The sequence below is a fragment of the Alcanivorax sp. genome (genome assembly GCF_019431375.1).
GTDB classification, from domain to species: domain Bacteria; phylum Pseudomonadota; class Gammaproteobacteria; order Pseudomonadales; family Alcanivoracaceae; genus Alcanivorax; species Alcanivorax jadensis_A.
Genome location: NZ_CP080267.1, coordinates 1,107,721 through 1,134,035 on the forward strand (window position 1 = coordinate 1,107,721; position 26,315 = coordinate 1,134,035).

A 26,315-nucleotide genomic window follows, 5' to 3' on the forward strand; every position below is an offset into this window, starting at 1 on the left:
TTGAGTGAATGGCATCGGCAAGAAGAGTGGGACTAAAACAGACCCACAACAGCAAGCCTGCAAACACCCTCAAAACGGTGCCAGTCGCCATTCATGGCTAGCCAAGTTGATCCAGGGCGGACGACAGCCGCGCCACCGCCGCATCCACATCCCCCAGTTTGTCCAGGCCGAACAGGCCCACGCGGAAGGTCTTGAAGTCCGCGGGTTCGTCACACATGAGGGGCACGCCGCCGGCGGTCTGCAGGCCCAGCTGCACAAAGGCGGCGCCGCTCTTGATGGTGTCATTGTCGGTGTAGGACACCACCACGCCGGGGGCTTCGAAGCCCGGGGCGGCGACGCTGGCGAAGCCGTGCTTGGCCATCAGCTCGCGCACGGCGGTGCCCAGTTTCCACTGGCGTTCCTTCACGGCGGTGAGGCCTTCTTTCATGGTTTCCAGCATGGTGTCACGGAAGCCGCGCAGGGCGTCGGTGGGCATGGTGGCGTGGTAGGCATGGCCGCCGTTTTCGTAGGCGATCATGATGTCGCGCCATTTGCGCAGATCGCAGGCGAAGCTGGTGCTGGTGGTTTCGTGCAGGCGCTGGTCTGCCGCTTCACTGAGCATCACCAGGGCGCTACAGGGGGAAGAGCTCCAGCCTTTCTGGGGGGCGCTGATCAGCACATCCACGCCGATGGCTTTCATATCCACCCAGATGGTGCCGGAGGCGATGCAATCCAGCACGAACAGACCGCCCACGCTGTGTACGGCGTCGGCCACCTGTTTCAGATAGTCATCCGGCAGGATGATGCCGGAGGCGGTTTCCACATGGGGGGCGAACACCATGGCCGGCTTCTCCGCCTTGATGGTGGCAACCACCTGCTCGATGGGGGCCGGAGCGAACGGTGCCTGGGGCTGGTCGCTGGTGGGGGACGCTTTCAACACGGTTTCTTTGGACGGGATGCTGCCCATCTCGAAAATCTGGCTCCAGCGGTAGCTGAAGAAGCCGTTACGGATCACCAGGCAGTGCTGGCCAGTGGCGAACTGGCGGGCCACCGCTTCCATACCGAAACTGCCGCCGCCGGGCACCACGGTGACCGAGTGGGCGTTATAGACCTGCTTCAGGTTGCTGGAAATATCCCGCATGACCTGCTGGAAACGCTGGGACATGTGGTTCAGGGAGCGGTCGGTAAAAACCACGGAATACTCAAGCAGGCCGTCTCGGTCAAAGTCACGGGGCAAATCTGTCACGGGGGGTCACCTCTGCAGCAACCGGCTCTGGCCGGTCTCGTCGCGTTGTTGTCTGTCTTGGATACTGGATTGCCGCCAGCGCCGCAACCGTCCCGGGCAAAAAGCATGGCAAAAGGGGCATCAACTGGTTAATTCGCAGTCAATGACTGTTGTCTGCAGTCAATTAAGCTTATGTCGGAACAATCTTGAGCCAACCGGGGCGCTGCCTCATACTATGCGCCCTTAACGCCCTGTAAACACCGCGTTTAACGTCTTTCTTTCTCGGCAAGCGAGCCACGATCACATGACAGAGTACGTCCTGATTCTGATCAGCGCTGTGCTGGTAAACAATTTTGTCCTGGTGCAGTTCCTAGGGCTGTGTCCCTTTATGGGGGTCTCCAACAAGATCGAGACCGCCATGGGCATGTCCCTGGCGACCACCTTCGTACTGACGTTGTCGTCCGTGCTCGCCTACCTGACCTGGGCCTATATCCTGGTGCCCTTCGAACTGGAGTACCTGCGCACCATCAGCTTCATTCTGGTGATCGCCGTGGCGGTGCAGTTCACCGAAATGTTCGTGAAGAAGGCCAGCCCCCTGCTCTACCGGGTGCTGGGCGTGTTCCTGCCGCTGATCACGTCCAACTGTGCGGTGCTCGGTGTGGCGCTGCTGAATGTACGCCAGGACGATGCCACCTTTATGTCATCGCTTACCTACGGCCTGGGCGCGGCGCTGGGCTTCTCCCTGGTGCTGGTGCTGTTTGCCGCCATGCGTGAGCGTATTGCCGTGGCCGATGTGCCCGAGGCGTTCCGCGGCCCCAGCATCGGCCTGATCACTGCCGGCCTGATGTCGCTGGCCTTCATGGGCTTTTCCGGGTTGATCAAGCTATGACCGCTGTGCTGATTGCCGTGGCCGCCCTGCTTGCCCTGGCCGCCGTTTTCGGTGCGGTGCTCGGCTTTGCCTCGGAGAAATTCAAGGTCGAGGGCGACCCCATTGTCGACCAGATCGATTCCCTGCTGCCGCAGACCCAGTGCGGCCAGTGCGGGCACCCGGGCTGTCGCCCCTATGCCGAAGCCATTGCCGAAGGCGAGGAGCACAACCGCTGCCCGCCAGGCGGCCAGGATACCGTGGACGCGCTCACCGACCTGCTGGGCCGGGACGAGCTGACCCTGGATGACGAGGGCGCCGAGGATGCCGACATCCCCAAGGTGGCCTATATCCGCGAGGACGAGTGCATCGGCTGCACCAAGTGCATCCAGGCCTGCCCGGTGGATGCCATTGTCGGCGCCGCCAAGCTGATGCACACGGTGATCGTGGACGAGTGCACCGGCTGCGACCTGTGCGTGGAACCCTGCCCGGTGGACTGCATCGACATGGTGGAAGTCAAACCCACCCTGCAGACCTGGGGCTGGAACCGCCCCGCCGGTATCGGCCAGCGCCCGGACAGCCGTATTGAGGTGGTGAACCTGTGATTCGTACCCTGTTCCGTTCGCGCAGCCGCAAGGTCTACGACTTCCACGGCGGTATTCATCCGCCGGAAAGAAAGGACATCTCCAACGGCACCGCCATTGCCCCCGGCCCCATGCCGGCGCAGCTGATACTGCCACTGAACATGCACATCGGTGCCCCGGCCAAACCGCTGGTGGAACCCGGTGAGCGGGTACTGAAAGGCCAGATGATCGCCGAGCCCAGCGGCGCGGTGAGCGCGGCCATTCATGCACCCTCCTCCGGCACAGTCAGCGCCATTGGCCCCCGCGCCATTCAGCACCCGTCCGGTATGGATGCCATCTGTATCGTCATCGACACGGACGGCAAGGATGAATGGATCGAGCATGCCGGTGTGGCCGACTACACCGAGCTGAGCCCCGGCGAACTGGTGGACACCATCCGTCATGCGGGCATCGCCGGTATGGGCGGCGCCGGCTTCCCCACCAGCATCAAGGTGAACCTGGGCGACCACCAGCGCGTGGAAGAGCTGGTGATCAATGCGGTGGAGTGCGAGCCCTACATCACCGCCGACGACCGTCTGATGCGCGAGCGTGCCGACGAGATCATTGCCGGCATCAACATCCTGCAGTACCTGCTCAATCCGCGCCGTACCCTGATCGGCATCGAGGACAACAAGCCCGAAGCCATCTCCATCATCAAGCGGGCCTGCAAGGGTTGCGACATCGACGTGCGGGTAGTGCCTACCAAGTACCCCTCCGGCGGCGAAAAGCAGCTGATCCAGCTGCTCACTGGCAAGGAAGTGAAAAGCGGCCAGTTACCGGCCCAGGTGGGCGTAGTGTGCCAGAACGTGGGCACCGCCTATGCCATCAAACGAGCGGTGATCGACGGCGAGCCACTGCTGTCGCGGGTGACCACGCTCACCGGCGAAGGCGTGAGCCAGCCGGGTAATATGGAGGTGCTGTTGGGCACCCCGGTACGCGATCTGCTGCTGCACGGCGGCGTGGATCCGGACAACATCGGCCGTCTGGTCATGGGCGGCCCGATGATGGGCTTCACCCTGCACAACCCGGCAGTGCCGGTGGTGAAAACCACCAACTGCATCATCGCCGCCACCCTGGAAGAACTGCCCGAGCCGCCCCCGGAGCAACCCTGCATCCGCTGTGGCTCCTGCGCCGACGTGTGCCCGGCCAACCTGCTGCCCCAGCAGCTCTACTGGCACGCCAAGAATGACGACCTGGAAAAGGCCCAGCACCACAACCTGATGGACTGCATCGAGTGCGGCGCCTGCGCCTATGTGTGTCCCAGCCATATCCCGCTGGTGCAGTACTACCGTTATGCCAAGGCAGAAGTGCGCCAACAGGCCGCCGAACAGGTAAAAGCCGACAAGGCCCGCCAGCGATTTGAAGCGCGCCAGGCTCGCATCGAAGCGGAAAAGGCCGAGAAAGAAGCCCGTCGTCAGGCGCGGCTGGAAGCCAACCGCAAGAAGAAAGTCGAGACCAGCACACCGTCCGTGGACACAGTCGCCCTCAAGCAAGCATCCCTGGAAGCGTCCAAGGCCTACAAGGCCGCCGTGAAAGCGGCCAAGGCTGCCGAGGCGGAAGGCGCCGCCAACATCAACGAACTGAAAGCCGAAGTGGACCGCCTGAAAGCCGAGGCCGACAAGGCCAAGGCCGCCGTGCGTGACGCCAAGGACGCTGGCCCTGCTGCCGCCCCCACAGAAGACCGGGTCGGCAACTTGAAGAAGCAGGTTGGCGAGGCATCCACGGCCTACAAAGCTGCCGTGAAAGCCGCCAAGGCAGCGGAGGAAAATGGCGACGACAATGCCGCCGACCTGCGCGCCAAAGCCGATGAACTGAAGGCCAGTGCCGACAAACTGAAAGCAGAATTGCGCGATGCCAAGGCCAGTGCCCCGGCCACAACCGCCGCAGCCCCTCAAGCCGACCCGGTGGCGGACCTGAAGAAACAGGTGGGTGACGCCTCTTCCGCCTACAAGGCAGCGGTGAAAGCGGCCAAGGAAGCGGAAGAAAACGGCGCCGACAATGCCGCCGAGCTGCGCAGCCAGGCGGACGAACTGAAAGCGAAGGCAGACCAACTCAAGGCCGACCTGCGCGACGCCAAGGCCAATGCGCCGGCCACGCCCACTCCGGCACCCGCCGCTGCGCCAGCCGATCCACTGGCCGACCTGAAGAAGAAAGTGGGCGAGGTCTCTTCAGCCTACAAGGCTGCCGTCAAAGCCGCCAAAGAGGCCGACGAGAACGGGGCGGACAACGTTGCCGCCTTGCGTGCCGAAGCGGACCGTCTGAAAGCCGAGGCCGACCACTGGAAAGCCGAACTGCGCGAGGCGAAGGCATCCGCACCGGCCCCGGCCGCCCCCAAGACACCACCGGCCCCCACGGATACCCCCAAGGCCCCGGAAACCGAAGCCCCGCAGGCGCTGACGGCGGTGGATCCAGAGGTGGCCGCCAAGCGCCAGAAGCGCCTCAAGGCTCTGAAAACCGCCTATAACATGGCCCACAAGCAGTACAAGGAAGCCCATGCCGCTCTGGAGCGTGGCGAGCGAAACGGCGACATTCCCGCCGAGGAGCTCAATGCCATGCAGCAGAAAGTGGACAAGTTGAAAGCCAAGGCTGACGTGGCCCGCGATGCCCTGGATGCGCTGGTGGAAGAAGCCAAGGCGGATATCCGCGCTCACACCGGCAAGGATCTGAAGACCCTGAAGCTGGAGGCAGCCCGGGCAGAAAGCGCCCTGGCCGACAAACAGCGCGAGCTTGAGCAACAACGGGACAGCGCCTCGGAAGACACCCTGGAAGCGCTCAGTTCCGAATTACAGGCCCTGGAGGCGGAAGCCCAGATCGCCCGCATGGCGCTCAAGCAGGCGGTAGAAGAACAAGGACTGCAAGACTGATGGCACTGATCTCTTCCACCTCGCCCCACACCACGGTGAACAACAACACCGGCGCCTTCATGCGTCAGGTGATTTACGCCACCCTGCCCGGCCTGGCGGTGCTGACCTGGCAGTTCGGCTGGGGCACGGTCATCAATGTACTGTGGGCCGTGGTGGTAGCGCTGGTCAGCGAGGCACTGATCCTGAAAGCTCGCGGTCGGCCGGTGGCCTTCTACCTGAAGGACTACAGCGCCGTGCTCACCGCCGTGCTACTGGCCCTGGCGCTGCCGCCCACCTCCCCCTGGTGGCTGACCCTGATCGGGGTGGGCTTTGCCATTATTGTGGCCAAGCAGCTCTACGGTGGCCTGGGCATGAACCCGTTCAACCCGGCCATGGTCGGCTATGTGCTGCTGCTGATTTCTTTCCCGGTGGCCATGACCCAGTGGATTGCCCCGGGCGAAGCGCCCAGCCTGGCGCAAAGCTGGCAGCTGTTTACCGGCCAGTTGCCGGTGGATGGCCTGAGCGGCGCCACGCCCCTGGATACCTTCCGTACCTGGGCCGGCAACGACAGCGAGCTGGCCAGCCACGGCATCCTGCATGGCCAGTTTGCCGGGCTCGGCTGGGAATGGGTCAATCTGGCCTTTTTGCTGGGTGGCCTTTATCTGATCAGCCGCAAGATCATTACCTGGCATATCCCGGCGGGTTTTCTGGGCGGCCTGGCCCTGCCCGCCCTGATTGCCTGGCTGATCGACCCGGTGCGGTTTTCCGACCCGTTGTTCCAGATTTTCTCCGGCGGGGCCATGCTCGGCGCTTTCTTTATCGCCACCGACCCGGTGAGCGCCGCCACCAGCCGCAGTGGCCGGCTGATCTATGCGGCACTGATCGGCGTGCTGATCTGGGTGATCCGCAGCTTCGGCGGCTACCCGGATGCCGTGGCGTTCTCGGTGCTGTTACTGAATCTGTGCGCGCCCTTTATCGATTACTACACCCAGCCACGGACCTATGGCCACGACAAGCCAAACAGGGGCACCCAGTCATGATGCGTTATGCCATTACCAAAAACGCCGTGATCCTCAGCCTGTTTGCCATCAGCACCGCCGCGGCCCTGGCCATCACCAATGAACTGACCATCGGCAAGGTGGAGTGCAACAAGCAGGCGGCACTGATGGCCTCGCTCAATGAAGTGATGCCCCACGACCGGCATGACAACGATCTGCTGGCCGATCGCATTACCGTCAGCGACCCGCTGCTGGGCCGCAACGGCCACCATATCTACCGGGCACGCCAGGATGGCGAGCCCAACGGCGCGGTACTGGAAGCCACCGCCCCGGACGGTTACGGTGGCAATATCGCCCTGATCGTCGGTGTGGATACGCAAGGCAAGGTTCAGGGCGTACGCGTGGTGCCCCCGCACAATGAAACCCCGGGGCTCGGCGATAAAATCGAAACCAAAAAATCCGACTGGATTTATGGTTTCAATGGCCTGTCACTGGGCAATCCTGCCGATGCAGGCTGGGCGGTGAAGAAGGATGGCGGCCAGTTCGACAGCTTTACCGGCGCCACCATCACCCCCCGTGCCGTGGTGGGCGCGGTACACCGCGCCCTGCAATATTTCGACGCCAACCAGGCGGCTGTCTTTGCGGCACCTTCCGAGGCAGCACCGGCGGAGACGTGTGATGAGTGACGTGAACTACAAAAAGATCAGCATGGACGGGCTGTGGAACAACAACCCGGCCACCGTGCAGATTCTCGGCTTGTGTCCACTGCTGGCAGTGACCGGCACCGTAGTCAACGCCCTGGGCCTGGGCCTGGCCACCCTGGTGGTACTAATGGGCTCCAATATCTGCGTGTCCCTGATTCGTCAGTACGTGACCGATGCGGTGCGCCTGCCGGCCTTCGTGATGATCATCGCCGCCATGGTGACGGTGATCGAAATGCTGATGCAGGCGTTCACCTTCGAGCTTTATGAAATCCTCGGCATCTTCATTCCGCTGATCGTGACCAACTGTACCGTGTTGGGGCGCGCCGATGCCTTTGCCAGCAAGAATCCGGTGTTACCCGCGGCCCTGGACGGCTTCATGATGGGCCTGGGTTTTCTGGTGATCCTGCTGATCCTTGGCGGCATGCGCGAACTGGTTGGCCAGGGCACCCTGTTTACCAACATGCAGCTGCTGTTCGGCCCCATGGCGGCGGACTGGCAACTTCAGGTGGTGGAAAACTACGGCGGCTTCCTGTTCGCCATTCTGCCACCGGGCGCCTTCGTGGGCCTGGGCTTGATCATCGCCGGCAAGAACGTGATCGACAAACGCCTCAAGGCGATCCAGAAAGCCAGAGCCAGCGACGAACCCAAAGTCAGCCGCCGGGTGCGCACCACCGGCAAAGTCAGTTAAATGCACCACTTCGCCCTGCTGTAGGAGCGTCGCTGGCGGCGCGATAAACCCGTTTCGAAACTCGCTTCTCGCTACTTGCGACGGCTGTTATCGCGCCGCCAGCGACGCTCCTACGGTAAGCCCTTTCGCGGCGCGAGCGTCTCTCCTACAGCACCAACCCTGCCACCAGTAAAGCCACCGCTACCAATCCGTGCGGCAGAAACACATGTCGCCAGCGCAGAATCCGTAGCAACTCCTGCCTTCCCCCGGCACGACGGCTGCGATCCCAGCTGATAGCTGTCTGGAACGGGGCAATATCATCCACTTCACCTCGAAAATGCGCTTCGATTTTCTCGATGCGGGCGTAATGAGCAGATTGAAAGGCCTTCCAGTGTCCCTCTACCAACCAGAACATCAAACTGCCCACCACTCCCACCCAGAGCAGCGCGGGACGATCAAAGAATGCCCCCGATCCGGCCAATACGCCGGCCAGAGTGACGCTCCACGCCTTGATGGTGAGCGACTTCTGATCGAACGAATCGATCAGCCCGGTCAGGTGGAAGTATTCGCTTTCCAGTTGCTGGTCCAGTTGTGACATGCCATCCCCCCCCCCATGAATGGATCAGATTCTCCGATAAATCCGCGCTATTAAACGCGATTCAATCCAGCCAGACAAAACGTCACTGTATCGGGGAAGGAGAAATGCCATGACCCACAAGACTCACACCCTACGTCACCACCCGCTGCCCGAGGATATCCGCGAACGGCTGTACGGCCCGGCGCGGGAGCAGTGGCGGGACCATCCCCATTACCTGATCAGCAATGCCCGGGCCCTGCAACGCAACCACCGCAACCTGAAGCGCCAGGCCCGGCAGTATCATGGTGCTCTCACCCATGTCCTGGAGCTGGCTGAGGCGGATCGGAAGACAGAGGCCAACCGTCGCCTGCTCACCACTATCGGCAACCACGGCCACAACCTGCTGAAAAACCTGCACAGCCATCATGGCTTCGAGGACAGCAGTGTATTCCCGGTATTACGTCAGCATCACCCACGGCTGGCGGCCGGTTTCGACGTGCTGGAACAGGATCACCTGGTACTGGATGCCCTGCTGGATGATATAGACCAGCAGCTCAATCACTTCCCGGCGCTGGCGACTGACCCGAGGAAACTGGACATTGCGCACCGGCAAGCGGCAGATCTTGAGGCATTGCTGCACCGGCATATGGACGACGAGGAAGACATAATTGTGCCTATCTATTTGTTGTATATGTGAATTTTTGCTTTCAATTGAACGCCATAATTCACATTCTTTTGCACTTGATGTGCGCCAGGTTACGAACCTTGAGCTGATTTAGGGATCATAATGGTCACAACCAACTAACAAGGAGTGAGCCATGAAAAGTGCAGCAGTTGCCGCCCTCAGTATCGCAGGGGCCGTGGCCATCGCCGGCGTCGGCTACGGTGCCTACCAGGCCATGACCCCGGCCACCTCAGGCTATGCCGAAGTGGTGAATGTGGACCCGATTGTGAAAACCTGGCAGGAACCCCGCGAGGTCTGTCAGCAAGTGACCGTGCAGCGCAAGAAGCCGGTCAAGGATGAACACCGCGTAACCGGTAGTGTGGTCGGTGCCGTGGTCGGCGGCGTGATCGGCCATCAGTTCGGCGGCGGCAGTGGCAAGGACGCCGCCACAGCAGGTGGTGCCATTGTCGGTGGTGTAGCCGGTAACCAGATCCAGAAAGGGATGCAGGATAAAAACACCTACACCACCACGGAACAGCGCTGTAACACGGTGATGGAAGACAAGAGTCGTACTGAAGGTTATGACGTGACCTACGTCTTCAATGATCAGGAAGAAACCATTCGCATGGACAAGAAGCCCGGCGAACGGTTGCGCATCGAAGAGGGGCAAGTGGTTACCCAGTAACCCTCTCCTGACGGCATAAAAAAGCCCGCGGACGCGGGCTTTTTTTGGTTCATCGCGGATCAGAGGGAAAGTGATACCGGGTCTGAGGTCGGACGTCAGAGGTCTGACGCTATAACCACAAAACCTGCTGGCCTTGAAGCAGCTATCCTGGCCTCGTGACACCCACGACCTCCCCGGGAAGCGCTTGAAAGCAGACTGGTTTCGGTTTTTGACGTCAGACGTCCGACCTGCCTGAATTCCCGCAAATGCGCCATGAGCTTTTTTGGTGCCTTTGCGGTCAACCCGACAGCACCGACACGAACGTCTGGATGATCGTCGCGTTGGCAATATCCACGATAAAGCCCCCTACTACCGGCACAATGATGAATGCCAGCGGGGACGGCCCATGGTGCTGGGTGACCGCCTGGATGTTAGCCACTGCCGTAGGCGTAGCGCCCATGGCAAAGCCGCAGTGACCGGCACAGAGCACTGCCGAATCATAGTTGCGCCCCATCATCCGGAAGGTCACCAGGGTAATGAACGCCAGCGCCAGCCCCACCTGCACCACCAGCATGGCAAGCATGGGCAGGGCCAGGTCCACCAGCTGTAACAACTGCAGGCTCATCAGCGTGATCGCCAGGAAAATCCCCAGCGCCGTGTTGCCCACCACGTCGATGGTGGCATCGTTGACCTGCCACAGGCGCCGGGCCGTATTGCCGAGTACGATGCAGACAAACAGCACCCACACAAAGGTGGGTAACCGGAACACGGAAGCAAATTCTTCTGCCGCCACGGTGCCGACCACCACGCCCACCGACAGCAACATCATGATGCGGATCACGCTGGCGGCAGAGATGGGCCGCGGCGTTTCCGCTTCGTCGTGATCCACATCCTCCACCGCCGCGCCGTGGGCCGGTGCGGCAAGCCGGTAGCGGCGAATCAGGAACATGGCCAGTGGCCCGCCCAGCAGCGCCCCGAATATGAGCCCGAAGGTGGCGGAAGCCGCCGCCAGCTCACTGACACCGGTAAGGCCGAAATCCCGCTCGAAAACGCCCGCCCAGGCGGCACCGGTACCGTGGCCACCGGTCATGGTCACCGAGCCGCCAATCAGGCCATACCAGGCATCCAGCCCCATCAGCTTGGCCATCATCACGCCGACCAGATCCTGCAGGGCCACCAGCACGATCACCAGCACCGCGAACAGCAGCATGGCCCAGCCGCCCCGGCGCAACAGACGAAAGTCCGCGGCCAGCCCCACGGCACCAAAGAAAAACAACATGGCCGGCGTCTTGATACTCTCATCAAAGGTCAGGCTGATACCGGAAAGCTGCATGGCCGTCACCACAATGGTGGCCAGCAAACCACCCACCACCGGCTCGGGCATATTCAACCGAGACAGCAGCTCGACCTTGTGCACTATCCACTGACCGGCGCCCAGCACCAGCAATGCGACCATCAGGGTTTCCATGGCGGAAAACTGCATCCCTTTCTCCTTGTTCGCGGCTGGGGAGCCGCCAATTGATCCGCTATACTGCCCGCGACAACTGGAAGCTGTTATGAATCGCGAGAAACGAACTGAAATCTTTACCCGTCTGCGGGACCAGAACCCCCACCCCACCACCGAGCTGGAATACAGCAGCGATTTCGAGTTGCTGGTGGCCGTGGTGCTGTCTGCCCAGGCCACGGACGTGGGCGTGAACAAGGCCACCGCCAGGCTCTACCCGGTGGCCAATACACCGGAGACGATCTTCGCCCTGGGGGTCGACGGGCTTAAAGAGTACATCAAGACCATCGGCCTGTTTAATTCCAAGGCCGAAAACATCATTCAGCTGTGTAAAATCCTCGTCGAGCAGCACGACAGCCAGGTGCCACGGACCCGCGAGGAGCTGGAAGCGCTGCCCGGCGTTGGTCGCAAGACGGCCAATGTGGTGCTCAATACCGCCTTTGGTCTGCCCACCATGGCGGTGGACACCCACATCTTCCGGGTCTCCAACCGCACCCGCATCGCCCCGGGCAAGAATGTGCTGGAAGTGGAAAAGCGTTTAGTGCGGCTGGTGCCGGAGGAATTCCTGCGCGATACCCACCACTGGTTGATCCTGCACGGTCGCTATGTGTGCACCGCCCGCAAGCCCAAGTGTGGCGAGTGCCTGATCGCTGATCTGTGCGAGTTCCCAGCGAGCCAGCGGCCTGCATAGGCGGCAATTGAGCCCCCCGCCGCCCATTGCTACTCTGGGATATCACGGTTGAATTGACGAAGGGACGCGACATGAAACACACCCTCCTGCTGGCAACGCTGCTGGGCCTGTGCGCGCCGGTTATGGCCAGCGATCTGAAACCCGGCCTGTGGCAGATCAATACCACCATGGAAGGCGACAACCTGCCGCCTCAGATGCGTGCGCATACCCAGCAGGAGTGCCTCACACCTGACCAGGCCGAAGACGTGGTCAGCGCCCTGCAGGAGAGCTGGAACGCGGATGAATGTGATCTGGGTAAGGTGGATCGCAGCGGTGACAACCTGACCTGGGAAGCCCGTTGTGACCAGAACGGCATGCAGAGCACCATGAAAGGCTCGGTAACCCTGCACAACGATACCCATTACACCAGCACCATCCACATGACCATGCCGGGCAACAAGATGGTGTCGAAGAGTGAAGGAAAATGGGCCAGTTCGGATTGCCCTGAGTAGGACCAGGGGTTCGCCTTGTGAGCAAGGCGCCAACAACATCATCACCTACCACCTACCCGTTGGAGCCATGCGAGCATGGCTCCAACGCACCTACCAACGGGCAGCGAGGCGCTTCAGATCTTTCCGGCAAACACCTTTTCGAAAAAGGCCAGCACGCGCTGCCAACTGTCTTCTGCCGCGCCCGCATCGAATTTTGAGCGCAATGGCGGTAGCGGCCCCAGTTTCTTGAATGTGAAGGTTTGGTGGTCGTTCATAAAGGAATGGCCCACCCCCTCGTAGGTCTTGATATCGTGGGGCACGCCCAGCGCCTCCATGTGTTTTGCCAGACGATCACCATGATCACCGTAGATCATGTCCGTGCGACCCCAGCCCCCCACCGCCGGACAGATACCGGTCACTTCTTTGACGTTTTTCGGGATCCCACCATAGAAAGGAGCTACCACCTGCACCGGTGCCTGGCTGGCGTAGAGCACCGCAAAGCGGCCGCCCATGCAGAAGCCCATGACACCCACCTGGGTCACCGCCTCTTCGCCCTGATTGAGCAACCATTCCCGGCAGGCTTCCAGCTGCTCGAAGGTCTGGCCCTTGCCGGTTTCATGGGCCTTCAGGGTTTTCACCACACACAGGGCCTTACTGCCAGGCAGATCATAGAGATCCGGTACCAGCACCGGATAACCGTTATCCGACAGCCGCTGGGCAATGCGCTCGATGTCCTCGGTATAGCCAAAGATGTCATGAATAGCGATCACCGCCGCCTTGTGAGGATTGGCCGTCTTGGGGCGCAGCCAACGGGCACGCATGGTGTGACCGCCGGGAATGGGAATGCCTACAGGTTGGTTGGACATGAGAAACCCAGTGAACAGTTAACAGTGAACAAGTAATAGCGAATTATGCTCCCAATCACCACTCTCCTCAGGCCAAACGACGCATTCAAGATAGCTCCCACGTCTGACGCTGCGACTGGCTTCGCTGTTAACTGTTAACTGTTAACTGTTAACTGTTAACTGTTAACTGTTAACTATTCACTATTAACTGCCTCTCACCCTTCCTGCATGGCCACCAGCCGCGCTTCCTGCAGGGCGGCGGTGCGGTGTTTGGTGGCGTCCCGGTATTCCGGGTCGGCCAGCATGGAGGCGAATGCCTGTTTGGAGGGGTAGCGGACCAGCAACACGTCGTCCCATTTCTCTCCTTCCGGGGCAATCACGCCCGCCAGGGCCTTGCCCTTCCAGACCAACTCACCGCCTACCCCACGCACCTTGCCGAAAGCCACGTCGGAGTATTTCTGGTACGCCTCGCGACCGCTGTAATCCGCTTCGCCATCCTTGTAGCGTGCAATGTCGTTAAAGCGCAGCAGGTTGAGCATGACGATGGGGGTATCGTCCGGCAGGGATGCCATAATCTCGGGCAAGCGTTGCGGGTTGGGATCAACAACCGGTTTCTCTGACATGGTGACTCCGTTTGGTTTTTTTATCAGCGAGGTCGAGCCATCTTTCAAGCTTCGCCTTGCGAGCAAGGCTCCAACAGCAGGTTTCCGGTTAACGCCTTGCAAGGTTCAGTCATCACCTTGCCCCTGGATCCGTAAGAAAGACAGGGCCAATCACGACACCCTGCACGCCAAAGCGGTCACAGTGTTGCCAGGGTAATCTGTTCCGCCGCACACAGGCTTTCCAGGCCCTCCAGACTCTGCGTCGGACAGCGCAGTGTCATCGCCACCGATTGGCTGTAATTCACGTCCAGCACCTCGGATTCATTCTGGTCCGCCCAGTGACGAAGGCGCTGCTCCAGGGGAAAGTCCATCTCCAGCCGGCAGGTGACCTGGGGAACACTTTCCACCCGTTCCACTTCCGCCAGCACCGCTTCTGCCGCTGCCGCGTAGGCACGGACCAGACCGCCCGCCCCCAGTTTTACACCACCAAAATAACGGATCACCACCACCAGTACATCACTCATGCCCTTGTGCTGGATCACATTGAAAATGGGTTTGCCGGCGGTGCCGGAGGGTTCGCCATCGTCATTCATGGCGGCCTGGGCAGACGCCGGGTTACCGAGCAGGTAGGCGTAGCAATGATGGCTGGCATCCGGATAAAGGGATTTGGCCTCATCGATCACCGCCATGGCCTGTTCGCGGCTGGTTACCGGGCGCAGCCAAGTAATGAAACGGCTTTTGTTGATCAACAGCTCCCGGTCAACGGGACTGGCGGGGACGGGATAACCTTTGATGGCACACTCCGGGTATCACTGGCGGGAAGCGGCTATGGTAAGGTAATTGTCGCCTTTATCCGAATACGCGACTTGCCATGACCGACCCCCTCAGCCGAGACGATGACAGCCTGCGCCGCCGCAAGCGGCTGGCCATCGGTGTTGCCCTACCCGTCAGCGGTGTGATTTTCGCACCGCTGCTGTGGGCCCTGTATCAGGATGGCAGTGTTTTCTTCTCTGGGCTTTGTGCCCTGCTATGGCTGGGCGCCGGGCGATTTATCTATCACCTGCTGGCACCGGATGAAAAAGGGCGGCACATGGCCGCCCGTGATGAGACTCAGTGATCCACATAGAGGTAATGTTGCCAGCTCATCATCCTCAGCAGAATTCGGCGAATGATTGCCACATGGTGAAGATGCTCGGAATAGACAGCAGCCTGGGCGCTGACCCCCATTGGCAACGCATCGACACTCTCATTGGGCTCCAGTTCGATGATCGCCAAGGCTTCATTATCCATGCGCCGGAAGGCATCACCGCCGATCAGCTGCTGACCTGCAGACAGCTGGGCTTCGGCAATCGTTGGCAACACTTCCACCAGCTTGCCGGTGAACACCTGCCCCGGTAACGAGGTAAAGGTGACCTCTGCTTCGCTGCCGGGCTGCAAACGCAGCAGGGATTGCTGACGGAAGGCACCCACATAGCGGCGTTTCTCACTGTTTACAAAATTGGCCAACGGCTTGAGCGGCAAAGGCACCGCCATCATGCCCGGACGAACCGCCAACTGAGTGACAAAACCATCCACCGGCGCTCGGATGATGGTGTTCTCCAGATCAAAACGTGCCTCATCCAACTGCGCCTTGATGGCGGCTACCGCCGGGTCGTCACCATCGACGGAACCGTTGAGCTGTGTTTCCGCCTTGGCCAAGGCGGCTCGGGCGGCTTGCAGATCCGCATTGGCAGCAGTGACAAGTTCACGCTGGGTATCGACCTGTTGTTTGCTGAATGCAGACAAGGCGCCTTCGTAGCGACGCAGGGTTCGCACTGCCTGGTCACGTTTGGCCGTAACCTGCGCCACTCTGGCTCGCGCTTCCGCCACTGAAGCCACGTTGCCCTCTGCCAACTGACTGGTGTCAGCCAGCTGTGCCTCCAGCTGGGCGACCCTGGCCTGGTAACGGGTATCATCCAGAATCACCAGTGGATCGCCCTTCTTCACCGGAGTGTTCGGTGTCACCGGGACTTCCAGTACCCGTGCACGCACCTCCGGGACTATCGGCGTCACCACATAGACCTGACGCACCTTGCGGGTGAACGGGTGGTTGTAGTTCATGGCCAATACCATGGCCCCCACCAGAACCACACCGCCGAGTACCGCAGTGGGCACCGACCATTTATTCAGCGGAATCTTGAAGAGTTTGAAGATAAAAACACAGATAGCGGTATAGGTGAGGAGAATAAGCATTTCCATCAGGCTTTCTCCTCCAGCTTGCCTTCCAGGGCGGCAATCCGCTCAGCCTGGGCATCCAGCTTTTCCTGCAAGGCAACCAGCAACGCCTCATCAACCTGTTGCTGCTCCTGTATTTGCTGAAACCCCCAGCCCCGCTCGGGACGATAAAGCGTTGCCCAGATCCACAGGAAAGGCCACAGCACATGCAGAGTGAACAGGCTCACCCAACCGGCCACATGGATGGCATCCTGGTGAGGGTGATTCCGTTTCTTCGCAATTTCATAGGGGATATCGTGGATAACGATGATGCCGTAAAACAGCACCAGCGCCACAAATATCAGTAACCCCAACGCCAGATAACTCAACATTCAGCCCTTCCCCCTTGTCAGTCTCAGTGAGCTTCCGTCACCACCGGCAATCCATGCCAGGCATGTATCGGTCGGCTACAGGTCCCGTCCACAACCACTGTAGAGCGTCTCGTTGCTGGTGACCTTCACCTGATACTCGAAGGTCTCGCCACTCATCGTATCTTCGCAAGAGGTTTCGATGATTTCCACTTTCAGCTGGGCGGTTTCAGTGTTGGCCTGGTAGATGGTTTCAGAGCCTTCGGTCTGAGCCCCCGGATCCGGAGTGGTTACCGTGGTTTCGCCGTAATCGCCCACAAACACCAGCTTTTCTTCCGGGTAAATGGCCAAGTGCCAACCGGGCTCGTTACCCACAGCCCAGAAGGTGGCGCCAGCTTCTTTCGCTCCGGCCATACCTGTTTTCGGCTGTGCATCCTCAGGCTGTCCGGAGGAGATCCGCTGCAACATGACGGTGATGTCTTCACCGCTGGCCCGCTCGCCGAGCTCGACGGTATGACGTTCGGTGGTGAGCCACAGCAACTGCCCGTCCGCACCACGGATTTCCGCGCGTACCGCATAGGCCATGGGGTGATCATGGACGACAGCGTCCTTGGCATAACGCAGGGTAAAGGGCACCGGCACCTGACCCGGGTCATCAATATGCTGCTCGGCAATCACTGTAGACGGCGCGTCCGCCAGCGACACATCCTCCAGGCTTACCGTGAGCGTTGCCCCTGCGGGCATGGCCATGCGTTCGCGGTACATGACTTTACCGCTGAGGATCTGCTGCTCGGCTTTTTCGCTCTGCTGCTCAACCGTAGGTTGTTCACTATCAGATTCCGGTTTGCCCTGATCACAGCCTGCCAGCGCAAGCAGGGCAACAATGCCGGCGGAGCCGAGCAACACGGGAACAGAACGGAGGGTAAATATTGAAGGTCGCATGATCATTCCTTTTGGTCGTCAGGACGATAGGATTCGCTGAACGCTCGGCGGTTCCCTGCCGAGCTCTACTAATAAAGCACCGCCCATAAAAAAGCAGCCCAATGGGCTGCTTTTTTACCTTTCTTCAAGGTTCAACCTTAAACGGTAACGACCAACTCCACATCAATATTGCCGCGGGTGGCATTGGAGTATGGGCACACCTGATGGGCTTTCTCTACCAGGGTCTGTGCCTGTTCCTGATCCAGCCCGGGGAGATTCACATTCAGGGTCGCCTGAATGCCGAATCCGCCACCCAGGGGGCCGATACCCACCTGACCGGTAATGGCGGTTTCCTCCGGCAGGGTAACCTTGGCTTTACCGGCCACCAGCTTCAGGGCGCCCAGGAAACAGGCCGAGTAACCGGCGGCGAACAGCTGTTCCGGGTTGGTGCCCTCGCCGCCCGGCCCACCCAGGGCCTTCGGGGTGCTGAGCTTCACTGACAACTGGCCGTCATCGCTGGCAGCACGACCATCACGACCGCCGGTGGCTGTGGCAGTGGCTTCATACAATACTTTTTCCAGACTCATGGTGTTCTCCTTGGTGTCATTTCATGTTCACGATTTAATCGCACACTATTTAAATAAACCAAAACGCACGATCTTGCTTGCCGATCTGGAACCCGCAGGGATCCAGGTCGATGTTTCCCATTTGGTCTCAGTCCGCCGTTGCCAGTCGTGCACGCAATCCATGCAGCTCGTCGCGCAGCTGCACCAACTCTTCAGGACTGCATTGGCTGGCGCACAGTACCGCTTCCGGCACTTTCTCCGCCTGTTGGCGCAACGCCCTGCCTGACTCGGTAAGGGTCACTTCCACATGGCGCTCGTCCGGACGGCTGCGCTGGCGCAGCACCAGACCCATGCCTTCCAGGCGCTTGAGCAGGGGCGTCAGGGTGGCGGAATCCAGAAACAGGCGCTCGCCGATTTCCGACACGGAAAGCCGATCCTGCTCCCACAGCACCATCATCACCAGATACTGGGGATAGGTGAGCCCCAGCTCTTTCAACAGCTTGCGGTACACCTTGCTCATGGCAAGCTGCGCGGAATACAGGGCGAAACAGACCTGCAGGTCCAGCTTCAGCCAGGAGGCATCGGTGGTGGCGTCATCATTCATGCGCCCATATTAAATAGCGCACTATTTAATAGCAAGCCCGGCAACCAAAATACTCCGACGGCGCCACAAAAAAGCCCCGGAAATCCGGGGCTTCATTCTGCGTAAACCGGCGGCCAATCAGCCAAATGCCGGAATCCCGGTCTGGGCACGGCCCAGAATCAGGGCGTGGACATCGTGGGTGCCCTCGTAGGTATTTCATTGTGGGTCTGTGCCTGTTCCTGATCCAGCCTGGGAAAAGATTCACATTCAGGGTCGCCTTGTAGAGCGTCTCGTTGCTGGTGACCTTCACCTGATACTCGAAGGTCTCGCCACTCATCGTATCTTCGCAAGAGGTTTCGATGATTTCCACTTTCAGCTGGGCGGTTTCAGTGTTGGCCTGGTAGATGGTTTCAGAGCCTTCGGTCTGAGCCCCCGGATCCGGAGTGGTTACCGTGGTTTCGCCGTAATCGCCCACAAACACCAGCTTTTCTTCCGGGTAAATGGCCAAGTGCCAACCGGGCTCGTTACCCACAGCCCAGAAGGTGGCGCCAGCTTCTTTCGCTCCGGCCATACCTGTTTTCGGCTGTGCATCCTCAGGCTGTCCGGAGGAGATCCGCTGCAACATGACGGTGATGTCTTCACCGCTGGCCCGCTCGCCGAGCTCGACGGTATGACGTTCGGTGGTGAGCCACAGCAACTGCCCGTCCGCACCACGGATTTCCGCGCGTACCGCATAGGCCATGGGGTGATCATGGACGACAGCGTCCTTGGCATAACGCAGGGTAAAGGGCACCGGCACCTGACCCGGGTCATCAATATGCTGCTCGGCAATCACTGTAGACGGCGCGTCCGCCAGCGACACATCCTCCAGGCTTACCGTGAGCGTTGCCCCTGCGGGCATGGCCATGCGTTCGCGGTACATGACTTTACCGCTGAGGATCTGCTGCTCGGCTTTTTCGCTCTGCTGCTCAACCGTAGGTTGTTCACTATCAGATTCCGGTTTGCCCTGATCACAGCCTGCCAGCGCAAGCAGGGCAACAATGCCGGCGGAGCCGAGCAACACGGGAACAGAACGGAGGGTAAATATTGAAGGTCGCATGATCATTCCTTTTGGTCGTCAGGACGATAGGATTCGCTGAACGCTCGGCGGTTCCCTGCCGAGCTCTACTAATAAAGCACCGCCCATAAAAAAGCAGCCCAATGGGCTGCTTTTTTACCTTTCTTCAAGGTTCAACCTTAAACGGTAACGACCAACTCCACATCAATATTGCCGCGGGTGGCATTGGAGTATGGGCACACCTGATGGGCTTTCTCTACCAGGGTCTGTGCCTGTTCCTGATCCAGCCCGGGAGATTCACATTCAGGGTCGCCTGAATGCCGAATCCGCCACCCAGGGGGCCGATACCCACCTGACCGGTAATGGCGGTTTCCTCCGGCAGGGTAACCTTGGCTTTACCGGCCACCAGCTTCAGGGCGCCCAGGAAACAGGCCGAGTAACCGGCGGCGAACAGCTGTTCCGGGTTGGTGCCCTCGCCGCCCGGCCCACCCAGGGCCTTCGGGGTGCTGAGCTTCACTGACAACTGGCCGTCATCGCTGGCAGCACGACCATCACGACCGCCGGTGGCTGTGGCAGTGGCTTCATACAATACTTTTTCCAGACTCATGGTGTTCTCCTTGGTGTCATTTCATGTTCACGATTTAATCGCACACTATTTAAATAAACCAAAACGCACGATCTTGCTTGCCGATCTGGAACCCGCAGGGATCCAGGTCGATGTTTCCCATTTGGTCTCAGTCCGCCGTTGCCAGTCGTGCACGCAATCCATGCAGCTCGTCGCGCAGCTGCACCAACTCTTCAGGACTGCATTGGCTGGCGCACAGTACCGCTTCCGGCACTTTCTCCGCCTGTTGGCGCAACGCCCTGCCTGACTCGGTAAGGGTCACTTCCACATGGCGCTCGTCCGGACGGCTGCGCTGGCGCAGCACCAGACCCATGCCTTCCAGGCGCTTGAGCAGGGGCGTCAGGGTGGCGGAATCCAGAAACAGGCGCTCGCCGATTTCCGACACGGAAAGCCGATCCTGCTCCCACAGCACCATCATCACCAGATACTGGGGATAGGTGAGCCCCAGCTCTTTCAACAGCTTGCGGTACACCTTGCTCATGGCAAGCTGCGCGGAATACAGGGCGAAACAGACCTGCAGGTCCAGCTTCAGCCAGGAGGCATCGGTGGTGGCGTCATCATTCATGCGCCCATATTAAATAGCGCACTATTTAATAGCAAGCCCGGCAACCAAAATACTCCGACGGCGCCACAAAAAAGCCCCGGAAATCCGGGGCTTCATTCTGCGTAAACCGGCGGCCAATCAGCCAAATGCCGGAATCCCGGTCTGGGCACGGCCCAGAATCAGGGCGTGGACATCGTGGGTGCCCTCGTAGGTATTTACCGCTTCCAGGTTCATCACATGGCGGATCACATGGTATTCATCGCTGATACCGTTGCCGCCGTGCATGTCACGGGCCTGGCGGGCGATGTCGATAGCCTTGCCGCAGTTGTTACGCTTCATCAGCGACACCATTTCCGGCGCCCAGTTGCCGGCATCCATCAACCGCCCCAGCTGTAGCGCGCCCTGCAGGCCCAGGGTAATTTCGGTCTGCATGTCCGCCAGCTTTTTCTGGATCAGCTGGGTCGCCGCCAGGGGCCGGCCGAACTGCTTGCGGTCGAGAGTGTACTGGCGCGCCGCCTGCCAGCAGAATTCCGCCGCGCCCATGGCACCCCAGCTGATCCCGTAGCGGGCCTTGTTCAAGCAGCTGAACGGGCCTTTCAGGCCTTCCACATCCAGACGGTTTTCTTCCGGCACGAAGCAATCATCCAGCATGATCTGCCCGGTGATGGAGGCGCGCAGGGAGAACTTGCCATCAATCTTCGGGGTAGTGAAACCGTCAAAACTGCGCTCAACCACAAAGCCGGTAATCTTGCCGTCCAGGTTCGCCCATACCACTGCCACATCGGCAATGGGGGAATTGGTGATCCAGGTCTTGGCGCCGTTAAGACGATAACCCCCGTCCACCTTTTTGGCACGGGTGCTCATGGAGCCAGGGTCGGAACCGTGATCCGGCTCGGTGAGGCCGAAGCAGCCGACCCACTCGCCGGTGGCCAGTTTCGGCAGGTATTTCTGGCGCACCGCTTCACTGCCAAAGGCATAGATCGGAAACATCACCAGCGACGACTGCACGCTCATGGCCGAGCGATAACCGGAATCCACCCGCTCCACTTCCCGGGCCACCAGGCCGTAGCTCACGTGGTTCACACCGGCGCCGCCGTATTGCTCGGGAATGGTGGGGCCGAGAAAACCCAGTTCGCCCATTTCGGTCATGATTTCCCGGTGAAAAATCTCGTGCCGGTTGGCTTCCAGCACCCGGGTCATCAGTTTGCTCTGACAGTAATCATGGGCCGCATCACGGATCATGCGCTCGTCTTCGGTAAGCTGAGTTTCCAGCAATAACGGGTCTTTCCAGTCGAATCTCTGCATGTCTTTTCCCAAATTCTTTCGCTGTTAACTATTCACTATTAACTGTTCACTGCTTCTCAATCACCATGGCCACCCCCTGGCCGATACCGATACACAGGCTCACCAGCGCATAGCGACCACCCGTGGCTTCCAGCTGGCGCATGGCGGTAAGGGCCAGACGGGCGCCGGACGCCCCCAACGGATGCCCCACGGCAATAGCGCCGCCGTTGGGATTCAGCCGCACATCATCCCCGGCCAGACCAAGCTGCTTGCAGCAGCCTAGAACCTGGGCGGCGAACGCCTCGTTAATCTCGATCACATCCATCTGGTCCAGAGTCAGGCCGGACCGGGCCAGCGCCTTGCGGCAGGCCTCCACCGGCCCCAGGCCCATGACCCGGGGCGCCACACCGGCCACGGCGCCGGCAAGAATGCGCGCACGGGGGGCAATACCCGCCACCTCACCGGCAGCACGGGAACCGATAATCAGAGCCGCCGCACCGTCATTCACGCCCGATGCATTCCCTGCGGTAATGATGCCACCCTCAACGATAGCAGGCAGTTTTGCCAGTTTTTCAGCGGTGGTGCCGGCGCGGGGATGCTCATCGTCTGCCACGATCAGCGGGTCTTTCTTGCGACCCTGTGGAACGGTGACCGGCAGGATTTCTTCCCGGTAGAAACCGCGTTCCCGCGCCGCCTCGTATCGCTGCTGAGAGCGGGCCGCAAAGGCATCCGCCTCCTCCCGGCCGATGCCCAGATCATCCGCCACGTTCTGGGCGGTTTCCGGCATGGTATCGGCGCCGAACTGGCTGAGGATAGTCGGGTTGGGGAAGCGGGCACCGATGGTGCTGTCGAAAATAGTCATGTCGCGGCTGAAGGCTTTCTCCGCCTTGGCCATCACGAACGGCGCCCGGCTCATGGACTCGGTACCGCCGGACACAATCAGCTCGCCCTCACCCACCGTCACCATGCGCGCCGCATCCAGCGTCGCCGCCAGGCCACTACCACACAGGCGGTTAACGGTAATACCCGCCACGGATTCCGGCAGCCCCGCCAGCAAGCCGGCGTGGCGCGCCACATTGCGGGCATCCTCACCGGCCTGGTTGGTATTACCGATCACCACGTCTTCATAGCGGGACGGCTCGAACCCGTTACGCTGCACCAGCTCACGGATCACCCCGGCCAGCAGATCATCCGGTCGCACCGGTGCCAGGGCGCCACCATGGCGACCAAAGGGGGTTCGCAGGCCATCGTAGATATAGGCATCCAGCATTTGCACTCTCCCGATCTAGGGAGTTGCAAGTTACAAGTTACAAGTTGCAACGCGGCATGGGCATCTGCTATTCGGCCATCATCTCCACCGCGCTCCAACGCAGCTTTGGCTGCCATGGCTTTTAAGCGCGGGGAAAGCGTCGTCGGGAGGAACCAGCCTGGTCCGCGTTGCAACTTGCAACTTGTCACTTGCAACTTCTTTGTCCGCTGTGCGGAATGTTATTTTGAAAACTTGACGAGCAGGATAGGCCGTGACAGAGTGCGATGCAAGTGATTCGCCCTGCGGTCACTCCTCCTAAAAGAACCAACGCTACCGCCGGACCCGACCATGATCCGTGATGCCGAAACCCTCACTCAGTTGACCGATACCATTGCCCGCTTTGTCCGTGAACGGCTGGTACCTGCCGAACAGCAGGTGGCCGAGACGGACACCATTCCCGAGGACATTGTGGCCGAGATGAAGGCCATGGGGCTATTCGGTTTGTCGATTCCCGAGCAATACGGCGGCCTGGGGCTGACCATGGAAGAGGAAGTGCTGGTGGCCTTCGAACTGGGTCGCACCTCCCCTGCCTTCCGCTCGCTCATGGGTACCAATAATGGTATCGGCGCCCAGGGCATCCTTATTGATGGTACCGAAGAACAGAAACAGAAATACGTGCCGGCGCTGGCCACCGGCGACGTGATTGGCGCCTTCTGCCTGACCGAACCGGATGTGGGCTCGGATTCCGGAGCGGTGAAGACGCGCGCCCAGCGGGACGGCGACCACTACATCCTCAATGGCACCAAGCGCTATATCACCAATGGTCCCCATGCGGGGCTGTTTACCGTGATGGCCCGTACCGATCCTGAGATCCAGGGGGGCGGTGGCGTTACCGCCTTTATCGTGGAAGGGGATACCCCCGGCATTTCCCGTGGCAAAGCCGACGTGAAGATGGGCCAGAAAGGTGCCCACACCTGCGACATCATTTTCGATAACTGCCGGGTACCCGCCGAAAACATCATCGGTGGCAAGGAAGGGGTCGGTTTCAAGACTGCCATGAAGGTCCTGGACCGTGGCCGCCTGCATATCTCAGCCATCTGCGTGGGCGTGGCCACAAAACTGATCGAGGATGCGGTGAACTTTGCCGCCGAGCGCAAACAGTTCGGCAAGCCCATCATTGAGCACCAGTTGATTCAGGCCATGCTGGCGGATTCCCGGGCAGAGATGTTCGCCGGACGTTCCATGGTCCTGGAAGCGGCCCGCAGCAAGGACCGGGGAGAGAAGGTCAGCCTGGATGCCTCCTGCTGCAAGTTATTCTGTTCCGAAATGGTAGGCCGTGTCGCCGACCGGGCCGTGCAGATTCACGGCGGTGCCGGCTACATGGCCGACTACGCGGTGGAGCGCTTCTACCGTGACGTGCGCCTGTTCCGGATCTACGAAGGCACCACCCAGATCCAGCAGATTGTCATTGCCCGGGAACTGGCGCGGCAGGCGGCACGATCATGACCCTCTTTGTAAGAGCTATACTTGCATGGCGAAGGGCTCGCTGATTCGCCATGCAAGCCCCCAAGGGGATCTTCGACATGCTCCCACGGCGGGTACGAAACACGCTTAACGCCACTCTCCCCCTGTGCATGCTGGGCACCCTGTTGTTTCTGGTATTCGATCTGGAAACCGGCGCCTGGCTAGCTCGCATTACGCTGCTGTTTTACCTGCTGGTGCAATGGCCCCGCCAGGCACGGATGGCAAAGGGAATTCTGCTGGTGGTTATCGCCATGGCCGGCGTGGTTGTCTGGCATGAGACCCAGCCCTTCCCCATTCTGCTGCAGGCGCTGGACCGGCTCTGTTTCTTTGCCACCTTTGTGTCGTCCCTGGGTCTGCTGCGGGTGTCCGCCATGCGCTCGCGGCTGGTGCGTGAGGCCGGCAATACCCTGATCCGGCAGAAGCCTGCCCTGCGCTACCCTACCCTCTCTCTGGGCACCGCCCTGTTCGGGGTGATCATCAATATCGGTGTGCTCAACCTGTTCGGTGCCATGGTACTGCGCAGCAATACCCTGAAAGCCGCCGGCGGCCATGACGATATTCAAGCGGCGCGGGAGCGGCGCATGATGCTATCGATTCTGCGCGGTTTTGCCCTGGCGCCACTGGTGTCGCCACTGGGTATCACCATGGCGGTGATCCTGGCCAATATGCCCAGCCTTACCTGGGCCACACTGGCGCCGGTGGCGTTGCCCACCGCCGGCCTGTTCTTCCTGCTGGGCTGGTGGCTGGACTGGCAACGGCGGCCCAGCCATCTGGCCAGCCGGGTGCCGCACACCGCACCACCGTCCCTGACACCCCTGTGGCAGTTCACCCTGCTGGCGCTGGCGATCACCCTGGGCGTCTTTGCGGTATCGGTGGCAGCCAACCTGCGTTTGCCCGTCGCCGTGCTGGTGGCCTGCCCGTTGTCAGCGGTGCTGTGGATGGCCCTGCAACGGCAGCGACTGGGCGGCGGCACTGGCCTGCCTCGGGCACTGACATTGCTGGGGCGACATTCACGACTGATCTTTGGCGCCAACCGGGGAGAAATTGCGGTGCTCGGCGGTTCCGCCTGCCTGGGTGCGTTGATCACGCCATTGATTGATCAACAACTGCTACACGAGCTGTTGCTGGCCACCCACCTGCAGGGCGCCGCCATGGCCGTGGCTGCCATGTTGCTGGTGGTGGCACTGGCACAAGTGGGACTCAACCCCATCGTGTCGGTGACCTTGCTGGCTTCTCTGCTCGGAGACGGGGTGGGCGTAGATCCACGCCTGCTGGCCGTGGGCCTGATGTGCGCCTGGAGCCTGTCGATGATCTCCTCGCCGTTCACTGCATCGATGCTGGTACTCAGCCAGTTGATCGGCCGCTCGCCCTACCGAATCGCCTGGCGCTGGAACGGACTGTTCTTTTTGCTGGTGGTACCGATGCTGTCGTTGTGGATCGGGATGTTGGGGCAGTGGTTGTGAGAGTAGTTACAAGTTGC

Annotated in this window: 27 protein-coding genes and 2 pseudogenes; 13 read left to right on the forward strand and 16 right to left on the reverse strand. The window is 60.5% G+C overall.

Features of this window, described 5'->3' with window-relative positions; all coding sequences use genetic code 11:
- Positions 1-97: 97 nt before the first annotated feature.
- Positions 98-1,225, reverse strand: coding sequence for an aminotransferase class V-fold PLP-dependent enzyme (locus KZ772_RS05030; protein WP_290538743.1), 1,128 nt, complete (start codon positions 1,223-1,225; stop codon positions 98-100).
- 283 nt (positions 1,226-1,508) lie between these two features.
- On the opposite strand from KZ772_RS05030, the gene rsxA reads away from it, so the two are divergent.
- Genes rsxA through KZ772_RS05060 form a run of 6 tightly spaced genes read left to right on the forward strand, consistent with a single transcriptional unit; the run spans position 1,509 to position 7,925 of the window.
- On the forward strand, positions 1,509-2,093 hold the full coding sequence (gene rsxA / locus KZ772_RS05035) for an electron transport complex subunit RsxA (protein ID WP_290538744.1): 585 nt from the start codon (positions 1,509-1,511) through the stop codon (positions 2,091-2,093).
- On the forward strand, positions 2,090-2,674 hold the full coding sequence (gene rsxB, locus KZ772_RS05040; protein ID WP_290538745.1) for an electron transport complex subunit RsxB: 585 nt from the start codon (positions 2,090-2,092) through the stop codon (positions 2,672-2,674). The genes rsxA and rsxB overlap by 4 nt, the downstream gene beginning before the upstream one ends.
- Complete coding sequence (gene rsxC, locus KZ772_RS05045) at positions 2,671-5,556, forward strand: electron transport complex subunit RsxC (RefSeq protein WP_290538746.1); 2,886 nt, start codon at positions 2,671-2,673, stop codon at positions 5,554-5,556. Before rsxB ends, rsxC begins: the two co-directional genes overlap by 4 nt.
- Entirely contained in the window at positions 5,556-6,575 is a 1,020-nt protein-coding gene (rsxD, locus tag KZ772_RS05050) for an electron transport complex subunit RsxD (protein WP_290538747.1), read from the forward strand. The genes rsxC and rsxD overlap by 1 nt, the downstream gene beginning before the upstream one ends.
- Positions 6,572-7,219 carry an electron transport complex subunit RsxG gene (gene rsxG, locus KZ772_RS05055; protein ID WP_290538748.1) on the forward strand — a complete coding sequence of 216 codons (648 nt, stop codon included), beginning with the start codon at positions 6,572-6,574 and terminating at the stop codon, positions 7,217-7,219. Before rsxD ends, rsxG begins: the two co-directional genes overlap by 4 nt.
- Entirely contained in the window at positions 7,212-7,925 is a 714-nt protein-coding gene (locus KZ772_RS05060; RefSeq protein ID WP_290538749.1) for an electron transport complex subunit E, read from the forward strand. Before rsxG ends, KZ772_RS05060 begins: the two co-directional genes overlap by 8 nt.
- A gap of 145 nt (positions 7,926-8,070) precedes the next feature.
- On the opposite strand, the gene KZ772_RS05065 is transcribed toward KZ772_RS05060, so the two are convergent.
- Positions 8,071-8,502, reverse strand: coding sequence for a hypothetical protein (locus tag KZ772_RS05065; protein ID WP_290538750.1), 432 nt, complete (start codon positions 8,500-8,502; stop codon positions 8,071-8,073).
- A gap of 109 nt (positions 8,503-8,611) precedes the next feature.
- Between KZ772_RS05065 and KZ772_RS05070 the strand changes: the two genes are divergently transcribed.
- Together KZ772_RS05070 and KZ772_RS05075 are read left to right on the forward strand one after the other, a co-directional pair.
- Entirely contained in the window at positions 8,612-9,178 is a 567-nt protein-coding gene (locus tag KZ772_RS05070) for a hemerythrin domain-containing protein (RefSeq protein ID WP_290538751.1), read from the forward strand.
- A 121-nt stretch (positions 9,179-9,299) separates the two neighbouring features.
- Positions 9,300-9,830 (forward strand): glycine zipper 2TM domain-containing protein, encoded by a 531-nt coding sequence (locus KZ772_RS05075; protein WP_290538752.1) that lies wholly within the window; start codon positions 9,300-9,302, stop codon positions 9,828-9,830.
- 277 nt (positions 9,831-10,107) lie between these two features.
- On the opposite strand, the gene gltS is transcribed toward KZ772_RS05075, so the two are convergent.
- Complete coding sequence (gltS, locus tag KZ772_RS05080; protein WP_290538753.1) at positions 10,108-11,292, reverse strand: sodium/glutamate symporter; 1,185 nt, start codon at positions 11,290-11,292, stop codon at positions 10,108-10,110.
- A 73-nt stretch (positions 11,293-11,365) separates the two neighbouring features.
- On the opposite strand from gltS, the gene nth reads away from it, so the two are divergent.
- Both nth and KZ772_RS05090 read left to right on the forward strand, forming a co-directional pair.
- Positions 11,366-12,004 carry an endonuclease III gene (gene nth / locus KZ772_RS05085; RefSeq protein ID WP_290538754.1) on the forward strand — a complete coding sequence of 213 codons (639 nt, stop codon included), beginning with the start codon at positions 11,366-11,368 and terminating at the stop codon, positions 12,002-12,004.
- Between the two features lie 71 nt (positions 12,005-12,075).
- Positions 12,076-12,495, forward strand: coding sequence for a DUF3617 domain-containing protein (locus KZ772_RS05090; RefSeq protein WP_290538755.1), 420 nt, complete (start codon positions 12,076-12,078; stop codon positions 12,493-12,495).
- 113 nt (positions 12,496-12,608) lie between these two features.
- Here KZ772_RS05090 and KZ772_RS05095 read toward each other — a convergent pair whose 3' ends face one another.
- The 3 genes from KZ772_RS05095 to KZ772_RS05105 all read right to left on the reverse strand — a co-directional run bounded on the left by KZ772_RS05095 (position 12,609) and on the right by KZ772_RS05105 (position 14,670).
- Positions 12,609-13,340, reverse strand: a complete 732-nt coding sequence (locus KZ772_RS05095; RefSeq protein WP_290538756.1) for a dienelactone hydrolase family protein — start codon at positions 13,338-13,340, stop codon at positions 12,609-12,611.
- A gap of 194 nt (positions 13,341-13,534) precedes the next feature.
- Positions 13,535-13,942, reverse strand: coding sequence for a DUF1330 domain-containing protein (locus KZ772_RS05100; protein ID WP_290538757.1), 408 nt, complete (start codon positions 13,940-13,942; stop codon positions 13,535-13,537).
- 176 nt (positions 13,943-14,118) lie between these two features.
- Positions 14,119-14,670: a YigZ family protein gene (locus KZ772_RS05105; RefSeq protein ID WP_290538758.1), complete on the reverse strand. Its 552-nt coding sequence runs from the start codon at positions 14,668-14,670 to the stop codon at positions 14,119-14,121.
- Positions 14,671-14,792: 122 nt separating this feature from the next.
- Between KZ772_RS05105 and KZ772_RS05110 the strand changes: the two genes are divergently transcribed.
- The gene (locus KZ772_RS05110) at positions 14,793-15,038 is read left to right on the forward strand and encodes a hypothetical protein (RefSeq protein WP_290538759.1); all 246 of its coding nucleotides are present in this window, start codon (positions 14,793-14,795) and stop codon (positions 15,036-15,038) included.
- Here KZ772_RS05110 and KZ772_RS05115 read toward each other — a convergent pair.
- The 10 genes and pseudogenes from KZ772_RS05115 to KZ772_RS05160 form a co-directional block, all read right to left on the reverse strand.
- Complete coding sequence (locus KZ772_RS05115) at positions 15,032-16,159, reverse strand: HlyD family secretion protein (RefSeq protein WP_290538760.1); 1,128 nt, start codon at positions 16,157-16,159, stop codon at positions 15,032-15,034. The genes KZ772_RS05110 and KZ772_RS05115 overlap by 7 nt on opposite strands.
- Positions 16,159-16,506 carry a DUF3302 domain-containing protein gene (locus KZ772_RS18575; protein WP_365870861.1) on the reverse strand — a complete coding sequence of 116 codons (348 nt, stop codon included), beginning with the start codon at positions 16,504-16,506 and terminating at the stop codon, positions 16,159-16,161. The genes KZ772_RS05115 and KZ772_RS18575 overlap by 1 nt, the downstream gene beginning before the upstream one ends.
- Positions 16,507-16,581: 75 nt before the next feature.
- On the reverse strand, positions 16,582-17,424 hold the full coding sequence (locus tag KZ772_RS05125) for a YbaY family lipoprotein (protein WP_290538761.1): 843 nt from the start codon (positions 17,422-17,424) through the stop codon (positions 16,582-16,584).
- 137 nt (positions 17,425-17,561) lie between these two features.
- Positions 17,562-17,990: an organic hydroperoxide resistance protein gene (locus tag KZ772_RS05130; protein ID WP_290538762.1), complete on the reverse strand. Its 429-nt coding sequence runs from the start codon at positions 17,988-17,990 to the stop codon at positions 17,562-17,564.
- A gap of 127 nt (positions 17,991-18,117) precedes the next feature.
- A complete protein-coding gene (locus tag KZ772_RS05135) occupies positions 18,118-18,573 on the reverse strand; it encodes a MarR family transcriptional regulator (RefSeq protein WP_290538763.1) in 456 nt (151 codons plus the stop codon).
- 634 nt (positions 18,574-19,207) lie between these two features.
- Positions 19,208-19,657: pseudogene (locus tag KZ772_RS18580) on the reverse strand (YbaY family lipoprotein); the annotation flags it as partial.
- A 131-nt stretch (positions 19,658-19,788) separates the two neighbouring features.
- Positions 19,789-20,216: pseudogene (locus tag KZ772_RS05145) on the reverse strand (organic hydroperoxide resistance protein).
- 127 nt (positions 20,217-20,343) lie between these two features.
- Positions 20,344-20,799, reverse strand: a complete 456-nt coding sequence (locus tag KZ772_RS05150; RefSeq protein ID WP_290538763.1) for a MarR family transcriptional regulator — start codon at positions 20,797-20,799, stop codon at positions 20,344-20,346.
- A 117-nt stretch (positions 20,800-20,916) separates the two neighbouring features.
- The gene (locus KZ772_RS05155; RefSeq protein WP_290538765.1) at positions 20,917-22,083 is read right to left on the reverse strand and encodes an acyl-CoA dehydrogenase; all 1,167 of its coding nucleotides are present in this window, start codon (positions 22,081-22,083) and stop codon (positions 20,917-20,919) included.
- A 46-nt stretch (positions 22,084-22,129) separates the two neighbouring features.
- Entirely contained in the window at positions 22,130-23,332 is a 1,203-nt protein-coding gene (locus KZ772_RS05160) for a 3-oxoadipyl-CoA thiolase (protein WP_290538766.1), read from the reverse strand.
- A 327-nt stretch (positions 23,333-23,659) separates the two neighbouring features.
- On the opposite strand from KZ772_RS05160, the gene KZ772_RS05165 reads away from it, so the two are divergent.
- Both KZ772_RS05165 and KZ772_RS05170 read left to right on the forward strand, forming a co-directional pair.
- Positions 23,660-24,817 carry an acyl-CoA dehydrogenase family protein gene (locus KZ772_RS05165; protein ID WP_290538767.1) on the forward strand — a complete coding sequence of 386 codons (1,158 nt, stop codon included), beginning with the start codon at positions 23,660-23,662 and terminating at the stop codon, positions 24,815-24,817.
- 50 nt (positions 24,818-24,867) lie between these two features.
- Positions 24,868-26,298, forward strand: coding sequence for a hypothetical protein (locus KZ772_RS05170; RefSeq protein WP_290538768.1), 1,431 nt, complete (start codon positions 24,868-24,870; stop codon positions 26,296-26,298).
- Positions 26,299-26,315 lie beyond the last annotated feature (17 nt).

Coding starts and splice junctions, on each gene's coding strand:
- rsxA (WP_290538744.1), top strand. CDS start 1,509: ATGACAGAGTACGTCCTGATTCTGATCAGCGCTGTGCTGGTAAACAAT.
- rsxB (WP_290538745.1), top strand. CDS start 2,090: ATGACCGCTGTGCTGATTGCCGTGGCCGCCCTGCTTGCCCTGGCCGCC.
- rsxD (WP_290538747.1), top strand. CDS start 5,556: ATGGCACTGATCTCTTCCACCTCGCCCCACACCACGGTGAACAACAAC.
- rsxG (WP_290538748.1), top strand. CDS start 6,572: ATGATGCGTTATGCCATTACCAAAAACGCCGTGATCCTCAGCCTGTTT.
- KZ772_RS05060 (WP_290538749.1), top strand. CDS start 7,212: ATGAGTGACGTGAACTACAAAAAGATCAGCATGGACGGGCTGTGGAAC.
- KZ772_RS05065 (WP_290538750.1), bottom strand. CDS start 8,502: ATGTCACAACTGGACCAGCAACTGGAAAGCGAATACTTCCACCTGACC.
- KZ772_RS05070 (WP_290538751.1), top strand. CDS start 8,612: ATGACCCACAAGACTCACACCCTACGTCACCACCCGCTGCCCGAGGAT.
- KZ772_RS05075 (WP_290538752.1), top strand. CDS start 9,300: ATGAAAAGTGCAGCAGTTGCCGCCCTCAGTATCGCAGGGGCCGTGGCC.
- gltS (WP_290538753.1), bottom strand. CDS start 11,292: ATGCAGTTTTCCGCCATGGAAACCCTGATGGTCGCATTGCTGGTGCTG.
- nth (WP_290538754.1), top strand. CDS start 11,366: ATGAATCGCGAGAAACGAACTGAAATCTTTACCCGTCTGCGGGACCAG.
- KZ772_RS05090 (WP_290538755.1), top strand. CDS start 12,076: ATGAAACACACCCTCCTGCTGGCAACGCTGCTGGGCCTGTGCGCGCCG.
- KZ772_RS05095 (WP_290538756.1), bottom strand. CDS start 13,340: ATGTCCAACCAACCTGTAGGCATTCCCATTCCCGGCGGTCACACCATG.
- KZ772_RS05100 (WP_290538757.1), bottom strand. CDS start 13,942: ATGTCAGAGAAACCGGTTGTTGATCCCAACCCGCAACGCTTGCCCGAG.
- KZ772_RS05110 (WP_290538759.1), top strand. CDS start 14,793: ATGACCGACCCCCTCAGCCGAGACGATGACAGCCTGCGCCGCCGCAAG.
- KZ772_RS05115 (WP_290538760.1), bottom strand. CDS start 16,159: ATGGAAATGCTTATTCTCCTCACCTATACCGCTATCTGTGTTTTTATC.
- KZ772_RS18575 (WP_365870861.1), bottom strand. CDS start 16,506: ATGTTGAGTTATCTGGCGTTGGGGTTACTGATATTTGTGGCGCTGGTG.
- KZ772_RS05125 (WP_290538761.1), bottom strand. CDS start 17,424: ATGCGACCTTCAATATTTACCCTCCGTTCTGTTCCCGTGTTGCTCGGC.
- KZ772_RS05130 (WP_290538762.1), bottom strand. CDS start 17,990: ATGAGTCTGGAAAAAGTATTGTATGAAGCCACTGCCACAGCCACCGGC.
- KZ772_RS05135 (WP_290538763.1), bottom strand. CDS start 18,573: ATGAATGATGACGCCACCACCGATGCCTCCTGGCTGAAGCTGGACCTG.
- KZ772_RS05150 (WP_290538763.1), bottom strand. CDS start 20,799: ATGAATGATGACGCCACCACCGATGCCTCCTGGCTGAAGCTGGACCTG.
- KZ772_RS05155 (WP_290538765.1), bottom strand. CDS start 22,083: ATGCAGAGATTCGACTGGAAAGACCCGTTATTGCTGGAAACTCAGCTT.
- KZ772_RS05160 (WP_290538766.1), bottom strand. CDS start 23,332: ATGCTGGATGCCTATATCTACGATGGCCTGCGAACCCCCTTTGGTCGC.
- KZ772_RS05165 (WP_290538767.1), top strand. CDS start 23,660: ATGATCCGTGATGCCGAAACCCTCACTCAGTTGACCGATACCATTGCC.
- KZ772_RS05170 (WP_290538768.1), top strand. CDS start 24,868: ATGCAAGCCCCCAAGGGGATCTTCGACATGCTCCCACGGCGGGTACGA.